General features: G+C 66.4%; 12 protein-coding genes. 8 read left to right on the top strand and 4 right to left on the bottom strand.

Features of this window, described 5'->3' with window-relative positions:
* Nucleotides 1-9: 9 nt before the first annotated feature.
* The gene (locus DRB96_RS12440; RefSeq protein ID WP_112448514.1) at nucleotides 10-198 is read left to right on the top strand and encodes a hypothetical protein; all 189 of its coding nucleotides are present in this window, start codon (nucleotides 10-12) and stop codon (nucleotides 196-198) included.
* On the opposite strand, the gene DRB96_RS46260 is transcribed toward DRB96_RS12440, so the two are convergent.
* Nucleotides 175-1,092 carry a very short patch repair endonuclease gene (locus DRB96_RS46260; RefSeq protein WP_112448513.1) on the bottom strand — a complete coding sequence of 306 codons (918 nt, stop codon included), beginning with the start codon at nucleotides 1,090-1,092 and terminating at the stop codon, nucleotides 175-177. The genes DRB96_RS12440 and DRB96_RS46260 overlap by 24 nt on opposite strands.
* Before the next feature lie 65 nt (nucleotides 1,093-1,157).
* Here DRB96_RS46260 and DRB96_RS12430 point away from each other — a divergent pair, with 65 nt between their 5' ends.
* The 7 genes from DRB96_RS12430 (at nucleotide 1,158) to DRB96_RS12400 (ending at nucleotide 13,233) form a co-directional block, all read left to right on the top strand.
* Entirely contained in the window at nucleotides 1,158-2,429 is a 1,272-nt protein-coding gene (locus DRB96_RS12430; protein WP_112448512.1) for a DNA cytosine methyltransferase, read from the top strand.
* Nucleotides 2,430-2,773: 344 nt separating this feature from the next.
* Nucleotides 2,774-5,356: a Z1 domain-containing protein gene (locus tag DRB96_RS12425; RefSeq protein WP_112453365.1), complete on the top strand. Its 2,583-nt coding sequence runs from the start codon at nucleotides 2,774-2,776 to the stop codon at nucleotides 5,354-5,356.
* Complete coding sequence (locus tag DRB96_RS12420; protein ID WP_112448511.1) at nucleotides 5,353-6,366, top strand: PD-(D/E)XK motif protein; 1,014 nt, start codon at nucleotides 5,353-5,355, stop codon at nucleotides 6,364-6,366. The genes DRB96_RS12425 and DRB96_RS12420 overlap by 4 nt, the downstream gene beginning before the upstream one ends.
* Complete coding sequence (locus tag DRB96_RS12415) at nucleotides 6,363-8,228, top strand: hypothetical protein (protein ID WP_162688553.1); 1,866 nt, start codon at nucleotides 6,363-6,365, stop codon at nucleotides 8,226-8,228. The genes DRB96_RS12420 and DRB96_RS12415 overlap by 4 nt, the downstream gene beginning before the upstream one ends.
* Nucleotides 8,225-9,127 carry a hypothetical protein gene (locus DRB96_RS12410; protein WP_112448509.1) on the top strand — a complete coding sequence of 301 codons (903 nt, stop codon included), beginning with the start codon at nucleotides 8,225-8,227 and terminating at the stop codon, nucleotides 9,125-9,127. Before DRB96_RS12415 ends, DRB96_RS12410 begins: the two co-directional genes overlap by 4 nt.
* Nucleotides 9,127-9,900: a DUF6339 family protein gene (locus tag DRB96_RS12405; protein ID WP_112448508.1), complete on the top strand. Its 774-nt coding sequence runs from the start codon at nucleotides 9,127-9,129 to the stop codon at nucleotides 9,898-9,900. The genes DRB96_RS12410 and DRB96_RS12405 overlap by 1 nt, the downstream gene beginning before the upstream one ends.
* 372 nt (nucleotides 9,901-10,272) lie before the next feature.
* A complete protein-coding gene (locus DRB96_RS12400) occupies nucleotides 10,273-13,233 on the top strand; it encodes an ATP-dependent DNA helicase (RefSeq protein ID WP_112448507.1) in 2,961 nt (986 codons plus the stop codon).
* 483 nt (nucleotides 13,234-13,716) lie between these two features.
* On the opposite strand, the gene DRB96_RS12390 is transcribed toward DRB96_RS12400, so the two are convergent.
* The 3 genes from DRB96_RS12390 to DRB96_RS43740 all read right to left on the bottom strand — a co-directional run bounded on the left by DRB96_RS12390 (nucleotide 13,717) and on the right by DRB96_RS43740 (nucleotide 16,181).
* Nucleotides 13,717-15,012, bottom strand: a complete 1,296-nt coding sequence (locus DRB96_RS12390; protein ID WP_112448506.1) for a serine hydrolase domain-containing protein — start codon at nucleotides 15,010-15,012, stop codon at nucleotides 13,717-13,719.
* A complete protein-coding gene (locus DRB96_RS12385) occupies nucleotides 15,009-15,920 on the bottom strand; it encodes an HEXXH motif-containing putative peptide modification protein (RefSeq protein WP_112448505.1) in 912 nt (303 codons plus the stop codon). The genes DRB96_RS12390 and DRB96_RS12385 overlap by 4 nt, the downstream gene beginning before the upstream one ends.
* 117 nt (nucleotides 15,921-16,037) lie before the next feature.
* Entirely contained in the window at nucleotides 16,038-16,181 is a 144-nt protein-coding gene (locus DRB96_RS43740; RefSeq protein ID WP_167347301.1) for a hypothetical protein, read from the bottom strand.
* Nucleotides 16,182-16,183 lie beyond the last annotated feature (2 nt).

The raw sequence follows: 16,183 nt of genomic DNA, 5'->3' as shown, positions 1-16,183 counted from the left end.
CCTGGTCCGGTGATCAGGGAACCCGCAGAGGCGCAAATCCGAGAAGACGGCACCGTCGAACTACCCATGGGCATCCTCGCCGAGGCTGGCCTCACCACGGGGGTCAGGGTCCTTGTCTACAGCGACGGTGACGGCAGGATCGTGCTCCGCAGGGAGGCCGACGCAATCGAGGACCTACTGAACGGCCGTCCGCTCTGAAGGGGCTGCGCGCGCTCCCCGGCCGTCTGCTTTGACGAGTGCTTGCTGGACGAGCTCAGCAGCGTCGGCCGGAGGTGTGTGTTCCCACACACGGACTACCTTCCAGCCCGCCTCGGTCAGGAGCCGGTCCGTCTCTTTGTCCCTCCTGGCGTTGCCCTCGATCTTCTTACTCCAGAAGTCGCGGTTCGTCGCTGGGATCGACCCATGTTCAGGGCAGCCGTGCCAGTAACACCCATCCACGAACACCGCGACCCTGGCCTTGGTGAACACGACGTCCGCCGTTCGACGCAGATGCGGGAGGGGTTTGGCGGCCACGAGGTAGCGGAGTCCGGCCCTGTGCAGCAGTGACCGTAGTCGCAGCTCCGGCTTGGTGTCCCGGCTCCTGTTGGACCGCATCGAGGCGCGAGTCGCTGGCGAGGACGCCCATGATCCTGCTGTGTCTTCCCCGACAAGGAGCCCTGTCTCCCCCGCAAGCCTCCACGCCTCCCGTAGGTTGGCCGATCGGGTCGGGAGGTCGACCTCCCCTAGGTGCAGTCGCTTTCGCCGCCCTTCCGACGTCCACTGCAGGCTTGCCGACACCCGTCCCGTCCTGCGGGACGGCGTCAGAGTCACATGCGCCGCTCCCCTTCGCCCCTCACCCACATCCACGAGGCGGTTGGACGCCCCGCCGGCCGCCCGGTCCTGTTCCCGCGAGCGCTGTGTCCTGGTCAGCCCCGGTCGCGGACGCCACGAGCGAGGAGGTGCCTCACTACTGCGGGTAGGAGTTCCCCCCTTGGGCGTTCCCGTCGCTGCATCGTGCTCGACATTCGTCACACACGGACGGTACGACGTGGAAATCACCAGGTCATGCCTCCGTGAATTGCGACTTAGAGGGGGCCGGCGCAAAGAGGACATGAGTAGTATCCTGCTCCTGTCCTCTGTCCGTTGTCAGGCGCGACCGGGCCGGCTAGAGTTCGCCTATGACCCTCGCACTACCCGACAGTGACTATCCGGACAAGCTCCTCAGCGGCCTGAGCGCCCCAGGGCTTCCTCTCCGGACCATCGACCTGTTCGCGGGGTGTGGGGGACTCACCCAGGGATTCGCGGACGTCCGGCGCGGGGGACAGGCGGTCTACGAGCACGTCGCCGCAGTCGAGCTCGACCAAGCCGCCGCGGCGACGTATGCGGTGAACTTCGGTGCGGACGTCCACCAGGGGGACATCGCCGACTGGGTCATGAGGGCGGAGGGCATCCCCGAGGCGGACGTCGTTTTGGGTGGGCCGCCGTGTCAGGGGTTTTCTCAGCTCGGAAACCAGGACCCGACCGACGAGCGCAACCAGTTGTGGCGGCACTACCTGACCGTCGTGTCCCGGGCCAACCCCAAGGCCTTCATCATGGAGAACGTCGAGCCGTTCAGGCGTTCCCCAGAGTTCCAGTTCCTCGTCGACGAGACGCGTCCGGGCGGGAAGCTGTCCGAGTATGTCCTTCATCACGAGGTCATCAACGCGGCGGACCATGGTGTACCGCAGCGACGGTTGCGCACGATCCTCGTCGGTGTCCGTAAGGATCTTCGGGTGGGGCAGGGGGCAACTGAACGCGTCGGGGACGTCTCTGAGCTGGAACTGCAGTCTCTTTTGATCCCCCAGCCCTCCCCGGCTCAGCAGAAGACGGTGTGGGAGACGATCTCGGGCCTGGTGCTCCAGAAGACACTCCGGGAGCTGCCTGGACGTTGGGAGGAGGTCAACGGCAAGCGCATCGCCGGACGCTTCACGATGGCCGAGCTCCACCTCCGCCGCAACGGGATCACCGACCGGTCCATGGAGCGATACAGGGCGATCCCCGAAGAGGGGAACCGCTTCAACCTCCCCGACGAGCTTCTCTCACCGTGCTGGAGGAAGCACAAGACCGGATCCGCGGACGTTATGGGGAGACTCTTCCGGGACAAGCCCTCCGTCACCATCCGCACGGAGTTCTTCAAGCCCGAAAAGGGGAGGTACCTGCACCCCTGGCTCCACCGTCCCATCACGCACCTCGAGGCGGCCCTGTTGCAGGGTTTCCCGATGGACTTTGAATGGTGTGGAAGCCGCAACCAGATCGCACGGCAGATCGGTAACGCCGTCCCCGTCGGCCTCGGGCGCGCGATCGCCGAGCACCTGGCACCACTGTTGCTGGCCCAGCGAAGTGGGCCCGCCAGCCAGCCGATTCGCGCACCTCGTTCCCGCGGGGGAAAGCGAAACCTCGCTGCCGTGTAGGCGGCTATGGCGGGCCCGCCGCCTTGCTCGACCGGCCAGGCGTCGCCCTCATTTCCGGCCATGAACAGACAAGCGCCCCAGATCCCACAGTTCGGTCACGCCCCGCGAGGACGAGCATCGGCGGGATAAAGTGCCATGTGAACCACCACGTACCATGCGTGACCGCATGGAGTGCCCGTAGGTGAGGTGTGGGTCTCCGACGGTCCCTGGGTCCGTCGCCCCTACCCAATCCCCGTCCTGGCCTCCGCCCGTGGCCCCGTGCGTACCCATGGAGGCTCAGTTACGGATGGATCGTCGACGCCCGGACGCAAGCGGCGTCCGGCGCCGGGGAAAGGGTGGGGACCTTGAACGAGTTCGACGACCAATATGAGGCGTTCCGCCGTCTCATCAAGACGCACACGCCCGAGCAGGCATTGGCGACGATCAAGCTCTTCGGCATGGAAGAGGAGTTGGCCAGGCGGATCGCCGAACGCCATCAGCGGGAGACCATAGAGGTCCGCGACAAGCGGGAGCCCGGATCCGTCGTCCGGAACAACCGCGAGACCTGGTATGTGGGGCCGCAGGACGATGACCGGTGTTGGCCTGCCCTGCGTGACCTGCTGGGTAAGCAGTCGTGGAGCGACGAGAGCGTCCGTGACCTGGACGCGGCGTCCACCAAGGTCGTCTCCATGCTCGACCACCCTATGGCGGGGGAGTTCTCTACCAGGGGCCTCGTCGTCGGGTACGTGCAGTCGGGCAAGACGACGAACTTCACCGCGCTGATTGCCAAGGCCGCAGACTCGGGATACAAGTTCTTCATCGTCCTTGCGGGGGTTCACAACGGTCTGAGGCGTCAGACCCAACTCCGCCTGGAGCGGCAGCTCGTGGAACCCGTCATTGACCAGTGGCACCCCCTGACGGCACGGGAGGGGGACTTCGAGCCGCCAGCCGGCAACCCGGCCGCGTTCTTCGGTGACAAGAGCCAGCAGCACGTCCTGTGCGTGATCAAGAAGAACGTGCCTCGCCTCAAGAAGCTGAAGGCCTGGCTCGAGAAGGCCCCCGACTACCTACGCAACTGCCCGACTTTGATCATCGACGACGAGGCCGATCAGGCCAGTGTCGCCTCTAAGAGCACCAATCCCCTGATCAGGGAGATCATCGACCTCTTTCCCCGTGGGGGATACGTCGGCTACACCGCGACGCCGTTCGCCAACCTCCTCATCGACCCCGCGGCTAAGGACCTGTACCCCGAGGACTTCGTCGTGAACCTGCCGAAGCCCCGAGGCCACTTCGGCACGGAGGTGCTGTTCGGACGAGAAGCTCTGGATGGTGAGGATCCCGAGGACGTGCCGGACGGGTACGACATGATTCGCAGCGTTCCCGACGACGAGGTGTCCCTCGTCCGGCCTGGGCGTGGCGAGATCGAGGGTTTCGTCCCCGAGGTCGACGGCGCCCTTCGCACCGCGGTGCTCTACTTCTGGCTTGTGACGGCCGCCCGACGGGTGCGACGTCACGGCACCCCCCACTCGACGATGCTCGTCCACACCAGTGTGAGCACCCTGGTCCATGAGAGCTTCAAGGCCCCGCTGGAGGCGTTCCGCTCCCGGATTGCGGGGAAGATCGTGGATGCCGACGCTGCACTCTTCGCCGAACTCAGGGATCTCTGGGATGCGGAGACGGCTCGAGTCCCGGGCACCGAGCCGGACCTGGGAGAGGATCCGGTGCCCTTCGACGCACTCCTCCCGAAGCTGGGCGGCGTTGTGGACGACTGCCGCATCATCATGGACAACTCAAAGAGCGTGGAGCGGCTCGACTACGAGACCGGGCCGGTCGTCGCTATCGCGGTGGGCGGTAACACCCTCTCCCGCGGACTCACCCTGGAGGGTCTGGCGGTCAGTTACTTCGTACGAGGGGCCTCGACGTACGACAGCCTGCTTCAAATGGGTCGTTGGTTCGGTTTCCGCGAAGGATATGCCGACCTACCGCGCATCTGGATGACTGACGAGCTGCGGGACTGGTTCCGCCACATCGCCACCGTCGAGTCCGAGATGCGCCGGGACATCGACTTGTACATGGTCGAGGATAAAACGCCCACCTCGTTCGCAGTCCGCCTGCGCAACCACCCGGCGCTCCGCATCACCGCCCCCGCAAAGATGCGAGACGCGGTGAAGGTCGGCGCGTCCTACGGCGGGCAGCGGGTCCAGACCCGCTACTTCCGCTCCCACGATGCAGCGTGGCTCCTGGGTAACCGTGAGGCAGCCCACGCACTCGTAGACAACTCCTTGCGCATTGCGGGAGCCAGGCACGAGGAACGGGGCTCAGAGGGTCGGCACGTGCTGCGGAACGTCCCCTATGACCTGGTCCTGGATTTCCTGGAGCGATACCGCTTCCACGACAAGTCGATGGAGTGCGATGCGAAGCTCTTGCGGACCTACATCGAACGTCGGGTGCGGGCGGCCGGCGGCGGTGCACTGAAGCGGTGGAACGTGGCCGTCATCGGAAATCCGCTGAGCGGCGACACAGACCGCCGCTACGAGTTCGCTCCCGGTATCGCCGTAGACCGTGTCGTGCGTGCCAAGCTGCAGACGAGCGGACATGACGCCGCGGACATCAAGACCCTCATGAGCCGTCGCGACGCCGGTGTGGACCTTGACCTCACTGGCCTCTCCGAAGTTACGGAGGCCGCGCTCAAGGTTGCCCGTCGTACCCAGTCCCCGGATACGGCCCTGCTCACCCTCTACCCGATCGACGCCCTGTCGCCATCGCCCGCCAACCGAGCCCTCCGCTCCCCGCTCGATGCCGTCGATCACGTCATCGGCGTCGGATTGGTGTTCCCCATGCCGCGCGGCGAGGACAGCAAGGTCGAGTGGTACAGCGCGGACCTGTCCTCCGTGGAGGACGATGAAGAGGAGGACTTCAGTCTTCTCTTCGACGAGGACGACCGGTGAGCGGCACGGACCTGCGGGTCGTCCTGGACCACCACTGGGCCGAACTTGCTTCAGCCCCAGTACGTGCCGAGGTCGCGCTCAGGGTCTCGGAGCTACCGGTAGTCACCGACTACGGGGCGATCTCCGCAGCCATGGACGTCGACGGGCTGCGACATCTACTGATCCCCCTCCGAGGGCGCCAGAACATCCCCACGGGCCGCATCGGCGGAGCTCTGCGGGTTTCCGAACGGGCGCTCCAGGACGACAGTGCCTACGGGCGATTCGCTGACGTCGTTTGCACCAGACGCGACCTCGACGATGTCTTCACCGGCCTCTGCGGCGACGTACTTGTGGCCCTCGAGGCGGACGGTCAGCGCCCCTACCGCACCACCCTTGCCGTGGTGAACCGGTGGCGACAACTTTTCAGCGGGGGCCTCCGAGGACTGACTGTCGCGGAGGAAGTGGGCCTGGCCGGCGAACTACTCGTGCTGCTGCGCCTACTCCGAGACGATTCCGCCGCCATACGCCACTGGGTCGGCCCCGAAGGGGCGCGCCACGACTTCACCGATGGAATCCGCGCCGTCGAGGTGAAGAGCACTCTTGCCGTGTCTGGACGGCGTACCTTCGAGGCCCACGGACTCGACCAGCTCGAACCCCCGCAGGACGGTCGACTGTTCCTGGCGTGGCAACGTTTCGAACGGCGACCCGACGGGCGAACTGTGCGGGAACTAGTTGCCGAGGCCGGGCAGCTTTGTGACGATGAGTCAGAACTCGTGGACCGACTCTCCCGACTCGGATACTCGTTGTCACAGACCGATCAGAGCACCGAATCCCGGCTGGCCCCTGTCGAGTCACGCTGGTACGTGGTCGACGAAGACTTCCCCCGCCTGACCGGGGTAACCCTCGACGGCGCAATCCCGGACGGTGTTTACGACGTGCGCTACACAGTGGACCTGGCCGGCGTCCGATCCGCCCCGCTGGACGAAGAGGCCGTCGACACCCTCATCTCCGAGATGGGGGGCTACTCGTGAGCGCGTACGGCGCCCGCTGGCTCTCCGAACCCTACGGGCCGGGCGGTGGAGGAGCGGCCGAAGGAGCGCTCAGGAACCTCGACGCCACGGAACTCGATCCTTTGACGCTGCTCGTTCGGGAGTCGGTCCAGAACAGTTGGGACGCACGTACTGGCGCCGGGCCCGTCGACTATCGAGTCGAGCTCCGAACGCTCGGGCCGAGTGAGGCTCCGGTGTGGCGGGACCTGCTGTCCGAGGGCGTACCGCGGGCCGATCATCTGAGGCTCCGTTCCTCTTTGGCACGTTCGGTTCTGCGCATCCTCACGGTGACGGACACGGGAACCCGGGGGCTGGGAGGACCGACCCGGGCCGATGTTGCGAAACCCGGAGAGTCCGACTTCGTGTCGTTCGTCCGCAAGATCGGCAGTTCGAGAGACATGAACGGCAGGGGTGGTACCTACGGGTTCGGCAAGGCCGTCTTCCATCTCATCTCCGCCGCCCACACCGTCCTCGTCCACACCCGCTGCCGGGTCGGCGACAGGCTGGAGACCCGCCTCATCGGATGGGCGGTGCACGAGAGCTACACCACCGACGTGTCCGGCGCGGCCAATTCCTACACGGGTCGCCATTACTGGGGGAAGCCCACTGGCGGATATGTAGAGCCCCTCGTGGGCGACGAGGCCGACGAGGTTGCCCGCCGGTTGGGTCTGCGACCCTTCCCTGAGGGCGGTACGGGCACCACGGTTGCCGTGGTCGACCCCGTGTTCGTCGAGCGCGGGGACGATGAGGCGATGCGCTGGATCTCCGAGGCGATGCTCTGGAACCTCTGGCCCAAGATGCTGCCGGAGGGTGGGGACGCGCCGATGCGCTTCAGTGTCCTCCACGAAGGCCGCACCGTTCCGGTGCCCCGGCCCTCGGAGACCCCCCACCTACGCCCATTCGTCTGGGCGTTCGACGATATGAGTCATGTCGTGGAACACAAGTCGATGCGACGTAACCTCGGGCGGCTCGGAATGCGGAAATTCCTAGCCCCCGTCGGCCCGATCTCCGCTGCCGCGCGAGAGGTCGGCCTGGGTGACCGCTTGCACCACACATGCCTGATGCGTCCAGTGGACCTCGTAGTGAAGTACCTCGAGGGTCCGCCCTTCTACGAGGAACACGGAGGGTACGCGGCGGTGTTCCGCGCGGATCCGGAGATGGACCGCGTGTTCGCGGCTACGGAGCCGGCCACCCACGACGACTGGCTGGTGGACAAACTCCAGGACGTTGAAGAGCACCGACTTGCCAAACACGCTCTGCGGAAGATCTCGGACGCGATGAAGGAAGCGTCCGGCCCCGCTTCGGTCGTCAACGAGGCTGGCGAGGGTGTCTCCCTGGCGGGGATGAGTCAGTTGCTCGCCGGTCTCATGGTCGGCACCGCAGGGGAGGGTGCGGCGGCGATCTTCCCCACCACCGGAGGGGCCTCCGGTGGTGGGGGTCGTGCCGGTGGCGCAGGCGGGTCCGGCGCTGCCACGGCTGGGCAGCCTGGACGCCCCCGTGGCAGGCAGCGAGTCGTCTACCTGGGAGACCCGGTACACGACGTGCTCGACGGACAGGCCGTGATCGTCCAGCGGTTCACCCTGCCGGACCTCGGTGCGCATGTCGTCCACGGGAGGCCGGCCGTCGCCCTCGGTGAAGGACAGGGAAGTGAGGCAGAGCCTCCATTGGGTGCTTCGACTCCCACGGTGTTGGGATGGCGTTCTCAGTCGGGAGTGATCACCGAAGGCCGCACTCTCTCCACGGAGGGTGGTGACGGGGCTGTCTGGTCGCTCGTCGTCAGACCGGCGCCCGATACGGTCACCGAGCTCGTAGTCGTGGCCGATCAGGGACAGGTGAGTATATGAGCCGCCGCGCCTACCCCTATCGCATGGCCGCCCCGGAGAGCGTGTCGATGAGCGGCTGGTCGCTCAAGTCCGAGGACGGCGGAGCGGTGCCACTGCCGTCCTCCATCCCGGACTGGGATTTCCAGAGAGACCTCGCCCTCGAGACCGTCCTCGGTGTCGACTTGGACGAGGTCCGGATGTCGGCTGCCCTCCCCTCGGAGTCCGAACTCGCTCTCACCGTCGTATGGAGCGCTTCCGGAAGCGGTATCCGAAGGCTTGCCGACCAGGTTCCGGTGCATGGCACTGGCAACAGGTCCGTTCAGCTGGCCTTCCTGGTGGCCGGGCGCAATAGCGGCGGGGTGCTCACCGTCGAGACTCAACTCGTACTGGCGAAAGGCATAGAGAACCCCGATCCGACCGGCCCCCGACGCGCGGGCTCCATTCTGTGGCGCCACGAAGTTCGGGTACGGCTGCAAGGGGACGCCTCGCAGTTCCCGATGGCGGTAGTCGACTTCAAGGAGGCGGGCTATCCGGAAGACGCCCCTTGGTACCTGGACATCAGCCCCAACCTGGAGGCAGCGACGATGGGCGCCGTCGTCCTGCTTGTGAACAGCAACGCTCCCACGGCGTTGAACGCGCTGCGTAGAGCAGACAAAGCGTCGTACGCGGAGCGCCTCATTCAGTCGGCCCTGCGACAGGATGTTGTGCGCCTGATGGTCGAGCACGCCCTCTCGGACGATGAGCTGACGGACGACTCGGTGTTCGAACCCGACACTCTTGGGCACATGCTCCTCGGCCTAATCCGCACCTATCTGCCGGGCACGACCTTGGCCTCGCTGCGCACGATGCGCCGCAGCGACCCGGCGCTCCTGTCCGCTCGGGTCCAGCACGCCGTCGGCCTCTTCAAGAAGGAGTCCTAGTGGCGTACCTGTACCCGCGCCTACTCCCGAAGGCTGCAGTATCGCTACGGGAGGAGTGTCTCGAAAGGACCGTGGAGGAATTGCGCGGACGGGCAGACGTCTCCCATCCCGCCGTGTTCTACGCCGCTACGGGAGGCATGAGACTCCCACAACAGAGGTTGAGGGCGCTTCGACAGTCCGTGGTCGGGTGCGCCATCGACCGAGGCTATCCGGCGCCCCCGGCGAGACGCCAGGCTGCGGCCTTTGACATCGCTAGTGCGGAGATACTCCATCGCGAGTCGGGGATCATCCCCGCCGAGGCCGTTGCGGGCGACATGTGGGCATTCCTGTCGTTGGTCGTCATGCCCGATGTGGCAGCGTGGCGCTTCCCTGACCTTCACCGCGACCGGGTCCTTGGAACCGACGTCACCCGGCACGTGTTCGGACGCCTGTGGTGGCGGGCGCACCTCCTCCACGACGAGGGCGCGGACCGAGAGGACCTCTACGCCGCGTTGTCCGTCCTCGGCGAGGCCGCCTTCGACCAGATCTACGCCCGACGCACGTCGATCGGCGGAAGCCCACACCTGGTCAGGGCGATCGTCAGGACGTGGGAGGTAGTGGACATCGCTCACGGTGGCGTCGGGGAACGCGACCTGCTTCGCGACTTCCTTAAGCGGGTGCGCAGGCTCAACGCCTTCATGTCCTTCGACTCGCTGCCCGAGGAGGTGCTGGACGGGGAACTCAGTGCTCTCGTAGAGGAGTCCCTGCGTGCCATGACGGGGGACAACACCTAGGAGAGACCGCTTCCTTGGCTGATGTGGCCAGTATCCGGCATGGGCCAGACCGCGCGGATGAGTCGATGACGGGCTGGACGACGCGCGCGGCAGCCCCTTCCGCACCTACCAGCAGCGCGCCGCCGGGCAGCCCGTCGCTCTCCTGCAAAGTCCTCCGCTGTCCGCGCAGCTCGCCGAACCTGGTGCTGTTCAAGGCCTTGGCGTCGAGGTGGCTCCTGGGGCGGGAGGGGATGGAGTCGTGGTCGGAATCTGCGGACGGCGCCGGCAGCCCGCTCGCTTCTGTCCAGTGGATTCTCACTTCGAGGGCGATTGTCAGACCCACCTGGCAATGTGACGTGTGACTGGTTGTCCGTCAGGAAGTGGAGTGCGCAGATGGATGTGAAGCAGGCGCTCGGTGAGTGGCTCACCCCCGATCAGCTCCCGGCTGCGATCGCTGCGGACGCCGAGATTCTCGCGCTCGCCGGCGCTGGGTCGGGTAAGTCGCGGACGCTTGCTGCTCGAGTGGCGTTCCTGGTGGCCTCTGGCGCCGCTCCGGAGTCGGTGGTGGCCTTCACCTTCTCGGACAAGGCAGCGGAGACGATCAAGAATCGCGTGGCAACCGCGCTCAAGGTGTGCGGCATGGACCCGCTCCTCGTGGGTGGGATGTACATCGGAACGATCCATGCCTGGTGTCGTCGTGTACTCGGTGACATGGATGCGAAGTACCGACAGTTCGACGTGCTGGACGCGATGCAGTTCCAGGTCTATCTGATCTCTCGCTACCCGAAGCTCAACATCAATCCCCTGCGAGACCAGCGCCTCACCAACGCAGGCAACCGGCGCGGATACTTCGAGACGCTCATGCAGGTCAGCCGCGCCTGGCAGATGATGAACGACGAGCTGCTCGATCCGGCGCAGATCGCAGCTGAGGACGGTGCCTTGGGTGAGACCCTGGACCGGCTGCGAGGTCAGATGGAGCATGACAACTTCATCGACTTCTCGCTCATGCAGCGGCTTGTGGTTGAGGCGCTCGAAGGCGATGACCCTGGAGTGGGCCAGGCACTCGGGCCTCTGCGGCATGTGCTGGTGGACGAGTACCAGGACGTGAACGTCGTTCAAGAACGACTGATCGAACTCATGCATCGGGACTCCGAGACTCTGTTCGTCGTGGGTGACGACGACCAGGCGATCTACGGGTGGCGGGGCGCAGACATCACTAACATCTTGGAGTTCGACCAGCGGTATCCGAACGCGGCGGTGTATAAGCTGCTGACCAACTTCCGCTCCACGTCGGCCATCGTCGAGGCTGCTGGTGGTTTCGCTGCCCAGGAGCTGGGTGCAACGCGGTTGCCGAAGCAGCTGACCGCAGCAGTGGACCGTGACCCCCGGGAGGTCGCCGTGCTGCGATTTTCCAATCGTGTCGAGGAAGCGGCCTTCGTCGGCGACCGGATCAAGGAGCTGCTCGGTACCGCCTACGAGGAACCGGATGGCACCGTACGAGGGCTGACCCCCGCCGACTTCGCGATCCTGATGCGCTCGACGAACCAGCCCGAGGGCGACGGTACCAAGCGGCACACGGCGTTCATCCGGGCCCTTGACGCACGGGGTATCGAGTACGCGCTCAATGCCGGAGGTCAACTCTTCGACCGGGTTCAGCCGGCAGCGGTTCGGAGTTCCTTCGAGCTGTTGCGCGATGGGTCCCCCGACCGCACCCAGGCGGACGGTCTGTTCCACTCCGAGCTCTCTGCAGCGTTCCCGTGTGCCGATCTCAACCGCCTCCGGAAGGTCTTCGCCGACTGGGGCCGTCGCATCCACGCCCCTGTGGGGCCCGGCATCCCCCGACAGCGGCTCTTTCCGCAGCAGCTGCTGCATGACCTGTTGGAGGCCCTAGGTGTCGCCTCTAGCGGGTTCGGCGACGGTGTCATGGCGGACCTGGGGACCTTCAGCAAGATCCTCACGGACTTCGAGTCGGTCTACGTATCGATCGACGGCAAGGGCCGGTTCGGTGAGCTCCTCAACTTCCTGCAGAACGTCGCCGGCGATGGGTACGAGACCGACAACCAGATGATGGCACGCCCGGATGCCGTAACCGTCTCCACCATCCACAAGGCCAAGGGCCTCGAGTTCCCCGTCGTGTTCGTTGTGGACGTCGAGGCTGGTCGCTTCCCGGGGAAGCGCCGATCCTACGACGGCTGGATCCCTGCCGCCCTTGTGCAGCGGGCGATCACCAACGGTAGCTACCAAACGGACAGGCCGGATCAGGCGCGCCTGTTCTACACCGCGGTCACTCGCGCCGAACGCTTTCTCTACGTCACCGGCTCCGAATGGCTGCCCGGCGGCAGGCGCCCGGCGAAGGTCTCCCCGTACACGGCTCTGCTGTCGCACACAGAGATCCGTGACGATCTCCTTGATCCGTCCGCGCCGCCCCGCGTGATGCCCCCGCCGGCGATTCCGCGCAGGCGCGGAGACGAGTCGGTGCTGCCGACCACCTACTCCGAGATCCACACCTACATGCGATGCCCGCACGCCTACAAGCTCAGCGTGGTGCACGGTTTCGCACCACCCGTTCCAGAGCTCTTCGGCTTCGGGCGTGCGGTCCATGCCGCGGTGGGGAAGCTGCACCAGCTCTACAAGGACCAGGCGCCCAGCCCTGTTGAGGCGAGGCTCGTGGCCGAGGAGATGTTCCACCTCAAGCACGTCGCCCCAAGCTCCGACCCGGTCAACCGTCCCGGCGCGTACGAGCGGGCTCAGCAGAAGTCGGCGGACATCGTGTCCGACTACGCGGACAAGTACGCCAAGGACTTCGAGCGTAAGCGCCAGATTGAGCTGCCCTTCGAGGTCCCCGTGAATCGTGCGGTGATCTCTGGGGCCATCGACCTGCTGCTGAGCCTCGATGACTCGGACAAGATCCGTGAGGCCTCAGTGGTCGACTTCAAGACCATGAAGGGTGGCCCCGAACCGGTTAACAACCCCGATCTGAACTGGGAGGACCTCTCCCTGCAGGTGCAGCTCTACGCTCGTGGTGCGGATCTGGTCCACGGGTTGAACGCGCGGACTGGTGCAGTGCACCTCCTCAAGGACGGTCAGCGAGTGTCGGTCCCGGTCGACGGCGTAGCGGTGGACGCAGCGGTCGCCAACGTGGAATGGGCGGTCGATCGGATCATGGAGGGGGACTTCCCTCAGCGTGCTTCAGGGAGGAAGTGTGGGGCTTGCGACTTCGCCCAGCTCTGCCCGCAGAGGGTGGACCCGTTCGCTGCGCAGGATGAGCCGCCCGCCCTGCACCTTCCGGATGGGGATGGCGGCAAGAGGTTCCTCAAGGTCGCTGCCATCTCGCAGGTCGGGCCACAGCACTAGAGGGACCGTGCAGCGCCCATGGGGGCGTTGATTTCGATCGGTGAGTGCCTGCGTTTCGTCTGTTCGTGAACGCAGGCACTCACCTTCGGTTGGGTGACGGCCTTAGGCGGGGTGACTGGGCTCGACACAGGCTCGCTGAGGGCGTGGGCGGGGAACTGCGGGCCCGTCTCTGAGGCGGACTGATCGCCACACCCGCTCGTGGAGTTCGGCGATGCAGGGGCTGCACGCGAACATCGGGGCCTGCATGCCCGCGATGCTCGCGGGTCCTATCCATAAGACGCGGGTCCAGCGTTGTCCGCAGTACAGCCAGCAGACGCCGTCGATCCATGGGTTTCCGTCGTCGGTCTGGGCGGGCGCGGGCAGACCGTTGCTGGCGAACGAGGCCACCCCAGGAATCACCATGTGGTCAGACATCGGGAGTCTCCGGTTCGATCTTCTGCCAGCCGGTGAGGCGGGGGCGGGAAGTAGGTTCGTGGTGGGTGGCTACTGGCGGATGTACGTGAGTCCTGGGGCGCGGTCGAGGTCGAGGGTGAAGCGGTCGACCTGGTCCGTGCTGCTGGACACGGTGAGGGTGTAGCCATTGCCGGTGTAGATGCCCGGCCCCGTCGGGGTGAGCTGGTCCCTTGTTCCTCGGCGCCACAGGTGGAGGGCGCCGGCGCTGCGGGTGAGTCGCAGGCTGCCGGGGGCCTGGGTGCAGGTGAAGGTACCGAGCTCTGTCCGCTGGACGTAGTCGTTGAGTGTGGGCTGGTCTCGTACGGCAGTACTCGGGGTTTGCGCCAGGGTCGCGGTGCGGAGGAGGACTTCCTTAGGGGCCAGCATCGGCTGCTTGTGGAGGTCCCGGAGGATGGCGGCGCTGATGCGGTCGGCCGAGAGCTCGGCATTGTTGGACAGGGAGACCACGCGTAGCCCTGACGCTTCCACGTGGGCAGCGGCGGAGAAGCCCTGTTCGTGGCCGTAGTGGAAGACGGCAGTGCGGCCGGGGCGGGCGTCGGCGTAGAGCCCGGGGCCGTAGAGATAGGGCTCGTGGTCGCTGGGCTCGTAGTCGACAGCTTCCTGCCAGGGGAGTTGGTGGGGGTGCTGCCAGCGCTGGTGGAGGCGGGTGAGCCAGCAGTCGAGGTCGCCGACGGTGGTCCATAGGGTGCCGGGTCCGGGCAGGGTGACCGGCGTTTCCGTGTGCTGCCAGCCGTGGTGAGTGGCCTGGTAGGCGGATGCGGATCCGGGGATGACCTGGTGGGGGTCGCTCTTGAAGTGGGTGGCGTCCATGCCGAGCGGGCCGAAAATGCGGTGCCGGGCGAGGTCGGGCAGCGTGGTGCGGTGGACCGTTTCGAGGATCTCTGCCAGGAGGAGGTAGTTGGTGTTGCTGTAGAGGAAGCGGCCTTCGGGGACGGCGCGCTGGTCCTGCCGGTAAGCGAGGGTTCGCAGGTCGTCGGCCGTGTAGTGGTCGAGGTCCCGGAAGCCGGCGAGGGAGAGCAGGGACTCGGCATCGCGTATGCCCGAACGGTGGGTGACCAGGTCCGCGACAGTGACATCGCTGATCTTGAGTCGGGGCAGCAGGTCCGCGGCCTGCTGGTCCAGGCGCAGGAGATCGTCATGCGCGGCGAGCAGGATCAGGTGGGCGGTGATCTGCTTCGCGACCGAGCCGACGTTGAAGGTGGTGTCCGGTCCAATGGGCAGTCCGTGTTCGAGGCTGGCCAGACCGGTGTGCAGCAGAGCGGGCTCTTCGCCTGACCGGTGGACCAGCAGGGACAGGCCGGGCTCCTCGTTGCGGGCCGCGTTCACAGGGCGAGGGCCTGGTGGTGGGCGGCAGCGAGGCGGTGGCGGAGTCCGTCATCGCTGATCAGCTCCAGAGCGCGGGCATGGTCGGGTGCGGTGTCGGCGAGGAGGCTTCGTTGCTGGTCGAGGTAGGCAGCTAGGAACCGGTGAAGGTCTCCCTTGGTGCTGTTCAGCGCGTGCGCGGTGAACAGCATAGTGAGCGGGAACGCCCAGCAGGCGTGGAGGAAGCCGAACGCCGGCCGTGTTGTCTGCTTCCACGGGGAGTGGAAGTGCGCGGCGTCGCTGATCTTGCTTCCCGTTGCCGCGAGGGCGTCGTTCAGCCAGTTGTGTCCGGCCTCGTGGATGAGGTCGCGGGCCAGGATGACCGGGTCGTCGACGTGGTCCATGAAGACCGTGCCGGGCAGGCGGCTGATGGTCCAGCTGTCGAGGATCTCGCCGAGGCTCTTGGTCCGCAGCAGGCACAGGACGACGGCGTGCGAGGCGAGTAGATCGCGGAAGCCCGCTCGTGCGGCGCTGGCGTACGCGTCGGCCGCGAGGCTGAGCAGGTGGGGCTGGGCCGGCTCGGTACCGGGGCCCAGGACGTAGTAGGGGGTCTCGGAGATCGCGGATCGGGGCAGGTCGGCGAGTGCGGGTGCCACGACCATGCGTGTGCCGACCGCGGTAGGGATGGAGCTGGTGGTGGCCCCAGCGTCGGGATGGGCGACGTACCAGTCGAAGGTCGAGGCATCGCCGGCGTGGGCGGCTGCTTCGGCTCCTTCGAGGGCGTGATGGGCCAGGCAGTAGTCGGCCGCAGTACTGGTGCTGGACTGAGGCGGCTGGGCTTCGGGGCGGATGAGCGCGTGGATGCGCTGCGTCCGCTCGTGGTGCAGGCGGTCGATCGGCGGGAGGCCGAAGAGGTCGGCGAGGGTGTGCACGAGGCGGCTCTCCTGTTCGGTGGTGGGTCTGGGTCTGGGGCCGGGCCGCAGGTGCTGGTAGCCCGGCCCCAGGTGTGTTCACCGGCGGCGCTCAGAGCGCCGGGCGGCTGTGGGTGTTCAGGCGGTGGTGGTCTCCGCCTCGGCCGCCGGCCAGCCCTCGGCCGAGACGCTGGAGGTGTGGGCGGTGGTACGGACGGTCTCGTCCTCGCCGCGCAGGTCCTCGACGTTGGCGAGGAAGTCGGCGATGCGGTCCTGGTTCATGG

This window comes from Streptomyces sp. ICC1, assembly GCF_003287935.1.
GTDB classification, from domain to species: domain Bacteria; phylum Actinomycetota; class Actinomycetes; order Streptomycetales; family Streptomycetaceae; genus Streptomyces; species Streptomyces tritrimontium.
The sequence above is the reverse complement of the archived record's forward strand: the minus strand, read 5'-3'. Positions and strand labels throughout refer to the sequence as shown.